The 3273-nt window shown below is 62.2% G+C and carries 4 protein-coding genes; 3 read left to right on the top strand and 1 reads right to left on the bottom strand.

The features are described 5' to 3' along the window. Window positions 1–403 (top strand): transposase (locus tag AB5T46_RS20250; RefSeq protein ID WP_370565917.1); only part of this gene is annotated, 403 nt, incomplete at its 5' end. 80 nt (window positions 404–483) lie between these two features. Here the strand turns inward: AB5T46_RS20250 and AB5T46_RS20245 are convergent. Then, window positions 484–1008: a YybH family protein gene (locus AB5T46_RS20245; RefSeq protein WP_370565916.1), complete on the bottom strand. Its 525-nt coding sequence runs from the start codon at window positions 1006–1008 to the stop codon at window positions 484–486. A 271-nt stretch (window positions 1009–1279) separates the two neighbouring features. Between AB5T46_RS20245 and AB5T46_RS20240 the strand changes: the two genes are divergently transcribed. Together AB5T46_RS20240 and AB5T46_RS20235 are read left to right on the top strand one after the other, a co-directional pair. Next, window positions 1280–2068: an integron integrase gene (locus tag AB5T46_RS20240; protein ID WP_370565915.1), complete on the top strand. Its 789-nt coding sequence runs from the start codon at window positions 1280–1282 to the stop codon at window positions 2066–2068. 715 nt (window positions 2069–2783) lie between these two features. After that, a complete protein-coding gene (locus AB5T46_RS20235; RefSeq protein ID WP_370565914.1) occupies window positions 2784–3188 on the top strand; it encodes an SRPBCC family protein in 405 nt (134 codons plus the stop codon). The last annotated feature ends 85 nt before the right edge of the window (window positions 3189–3273 follow it).

The raw sequence follows: 3273 nt of genomic DNA, 5'->3' as shown, positions 1-3273 counted from the left end.
GCTGCTCAAGGTACATGCGACGCCTGCGCTGCGTTCGTCGAAGGGCATGGGCCCGGTCTTCCAGGCCACGAGCTTGGCACTGCTGCCGGAGCTTGGCACGCTGACGCGGCAGCAGATCGCCAAGCTGGTCGGCGTCGCGCCGATGAACCGCGACAGCGGCCAGATGCAGGGCAAGCGCCGCGTTCGCGGCGGCCGCGCACCCGTGCGTGTTGCGCTCTACATGGCGACGCTGTCAGCCGTGCGTTGGGACCCGATGCTGCGCGCGCACTACCAGCAGCTGCGCGCCCGCGGGAAGCTCGGCAAAGTCGCGCTGGTCGCCTGCATGCGCAAGCTGTTGACGATCGTCAATGCACGGCGGCGCGACGAACTGCGGAACCCGGGAGGTGCAGCGATCGCCGCCTGAATCGCTCGATCACAAGACAGTTGCTGAATTAAGCCGACCCGCGAAGCGGGTCCGGCTTGAATGAATTGTTAGACCCCCGCCTAGTGAGACGCGGGCGGGGGCTTGGTTGGCGCTGGTGTATCCTGCGCCGGCCTCGGTTTCGGCGGCGCGTTCATACTGTCCATGTCTGAGGAGATCAGCCAAGGCTTGCCAGGCGCACGCTGCAAGGTGACGGTGAACTTTCCGATGTCGTGCGGCGCATCGCCGTAACGGTATCCACCGACGATATAGCCAACAGTGTCTCCACCCGCATAAGCGAGCGCGCGCAGCCGCAACGGGCTGCCCCGTTGGCCCTCATAGACTGCCTGGATGGCCGGGCGCCCGCGGACTGGCGGACGGTAGTTCTGCAGCAAGACCCCATCCTCGGTGAACAGCGAGGCGATCGCCTTCGCGTCGCCCGCGCGCCATGCGCGCTCATAGTCCCGAAGCACTCGATCCAAGTCAGGCGGTAACGCAGAATCGGAGAGCTCCGTCACCGTGGCTGGTTCCGGAGGGTTCTGCGCAAACAATGGCCCCGCTACCAGCATCAGGCTGAGGGCAGCAACGGCGAGCATAGTGCGGCTCATATGTTTCAGTCTCGTTGAAATAGTGGAGGGGGTCTAACTACTGAATATACGGACCCAACGATCCGGTTATACATCTTGAGCAGTCTCCGCTCAGACCGACGCAACGCCTTGATTGCCAAGCAGCCTAGCGAGGCTGGGTCCGGCTAACAAGCCGGCGTATATACGGACGCAGCGAACGGCTTGGATCGACTACCCTTCGCCTATTTCCACCACTGCTCTGGAGTGACCGTTATGGGGTGACTCGCCCGTCCCTGCCCCTGCTGTGCGCCTCATGGACCAAGTCTCGGCTGTCTGTCGTCGACGGCATCTAAGCCGAAGAACCGAAGCTGCCTATCGGTTCTGGATCCGCCAGTACATCCGCTTTCATCAACGGCGCCACCCGAGAGAGGTGGGCACTCCCGGCATTGCGCCCTTCGTCAATTACCTGGCTACGCAGCGCCAAGTCGCCGCGTCCACCCAGTCGCAAGCACGCAATGCGGTCTTGTTCCTCTACCGCGACGTCCTCGAGCTGGATATCGGGCGCCTGCAGGGCCTCAGGCGCGTGCAACGGATATCCCGCCTACCGGTCGTACTCACGATCGATGAAGTCCGCCACATCCTTGCCGCAATGGACGGCACTCCACGTCTGATTGCCGAAATGCTCTACGGCACCGGCCTGCGCATTACCGAGGGCATGACCCTGCGGGTCAAGGACGTCGACTTTCGCAGTGGCACCATTCACGTGCGCTGCGGCAAGGGAGGCAAAGATCGGACGACCCTCCTGCCTGCTCGGCTCGCCCAGGCGCTCCAGCAGCACCTGCTTCGGGTCGCTGCCCTGCATAAATGGGATCTGGCCCACGGCCGCGGGTTCGCGCCGCTTCCCGGCGCGTTGGATCGCAAGTACCCCTATGCCTCCCGATCGCTCTCCTGGCAGTTCCTCTTCCCTTCCAAGGTCGTCCGACCGTGTCCAGCGACGGGCCGGATCCTGCGTTGGCATGCGTCCGAAACCACTGTTCAAAAGATGTTCAAGAATCGCCCGCACGGGGACGGTGAGCAACGGCATTGCCCCGTCGCAGCGTAGCTGGACAGCTATTCGAAGCCGACTTCATCCATGTCCCCTGATTTACCGAAATACCTCGCACCACACATAGCCAACGTGCCCGACCCGCTTACCCAAGCGACCGAGCCAGAACCGGTACACCTCTCTCAGTCAGAAGTGATCGGCCATAGCACCACACGCAGATGGCTCGACGCCCCGCCATCGTGGGGGCTCGTGCGTGCGGCTGTGCTCCAACCTACTCTTCACTGTTTGTAGATTTTGCGACGCGCAACACAATCTCGCCCCAGCTCCCGCACTTCTATACCCGTGTACGGCCATTGCCATTGACATGCTTTCCGGCTTCCTTAAGAAGAATGCGGTCTTTCTGTGGACCGCGGCCATCTCGTCGTACTCGGCCTCGCTGATCGGCACAACGTCCGTTTACCCGATCTAGTCCACCCGCCGTACCACTGTCAGCAATGGCTGTCGGCGATACTGAAAAGATGCTGATAGATGCGCCGGCGTGTGCAAATGAGTGCACACAGATTGCATACGCGCCATTTTAACTATATGAAAATCAAGGATTTTCAGCCCACTCCATCATGGGGCGACAGGAAGACGCAGTGACGCCTCATAACGCGATAAATCGCGGCGCTGTGTCCCCTTTGGCGACGGTCGGGGCGAGTCACAGTTTGGACGGTTGTCGCCTCCTTCTTAGTTGACGCCCGATTCTTGGGCGCAACTTCGGAGAAGCGCTATGAAGACGTTTGACGTACAGTCCGTGAGCATCCAAGCGTCGGCGGCGCGAGTGTTCGCGTTCATCGCCGAGCCCACAAACCTTCCCCGTTGGACCAGCGCGTTCAAGCGCGCGGACAGCCGTTCAGCGCAATTGGCGACGCCGCAGGGCACGGTGGATATCGGGCTGTCCACGATCACGCAGCGAGAGGCCGGCGCAATCGACTGGAAAATGACCTTTCCTGACGGCGCGGTCGGCCTAGCCTATTCGCGCGTCACGGCAGACGGAGAATCGCGGTCGGTGTATTCCTTCGTGCTGATGGCCCCGCCCGTACCTTTGGAGGCGTTAGAAGGAGCGCTTGAGGCACAGCGCGGAATTCTCGCGGAAGAGCTGATAAGGCTCAAAGGCATCCTGGAAGGCAAATGATCAAGCTTGATCCGGACTTGGTCGGGGGGGGGGGGGGGGGGGGGGGGGGGGGGGGGGGGAAAAGAGGGAGGGGGGGGGGGGGGGG

The sequence above is a fragment of the Luteimonas salinilitoris genome, assembly GCF_041300785.1.
Taxonomy (GTDB): domain Bacteria; phylum Pseudomonadota; class Gammaproteobacteria; order Xanthomonadales; family Xanthomonadaceae; genus Luteimonas; species Luteimonas salinilitoris.
This window is presented reverse-complemented; position numbering and strand designations above follow the sequence as displayed.

Excerpts from the sequence above, each read along its gene's own strand:
- AB5T46_RS20235 (WP_370565914.1), top strand. The coding sequence starts at position 2,784 with ATGAAGACGTTTGACGTACAGTCCGTGAGCATCCAAGCGTCGGCGGCG.
- AB5T46_RS20245 (WP_370565916.1), bottom strand. The coding sequence starts at position 1,008 with ATGAGCCGCACTATGCTCGCCGTTGCTGCCCTCAGCCTGATGCTGGTA.
- AB5T46_RS20240 (WP_370565915.1), top strand. The coding sequence starts at position 1,280 with ATGGACCAAGTCTCGGCTGTCTGTCGTCGACGGCATCTAAGCCGAAGA.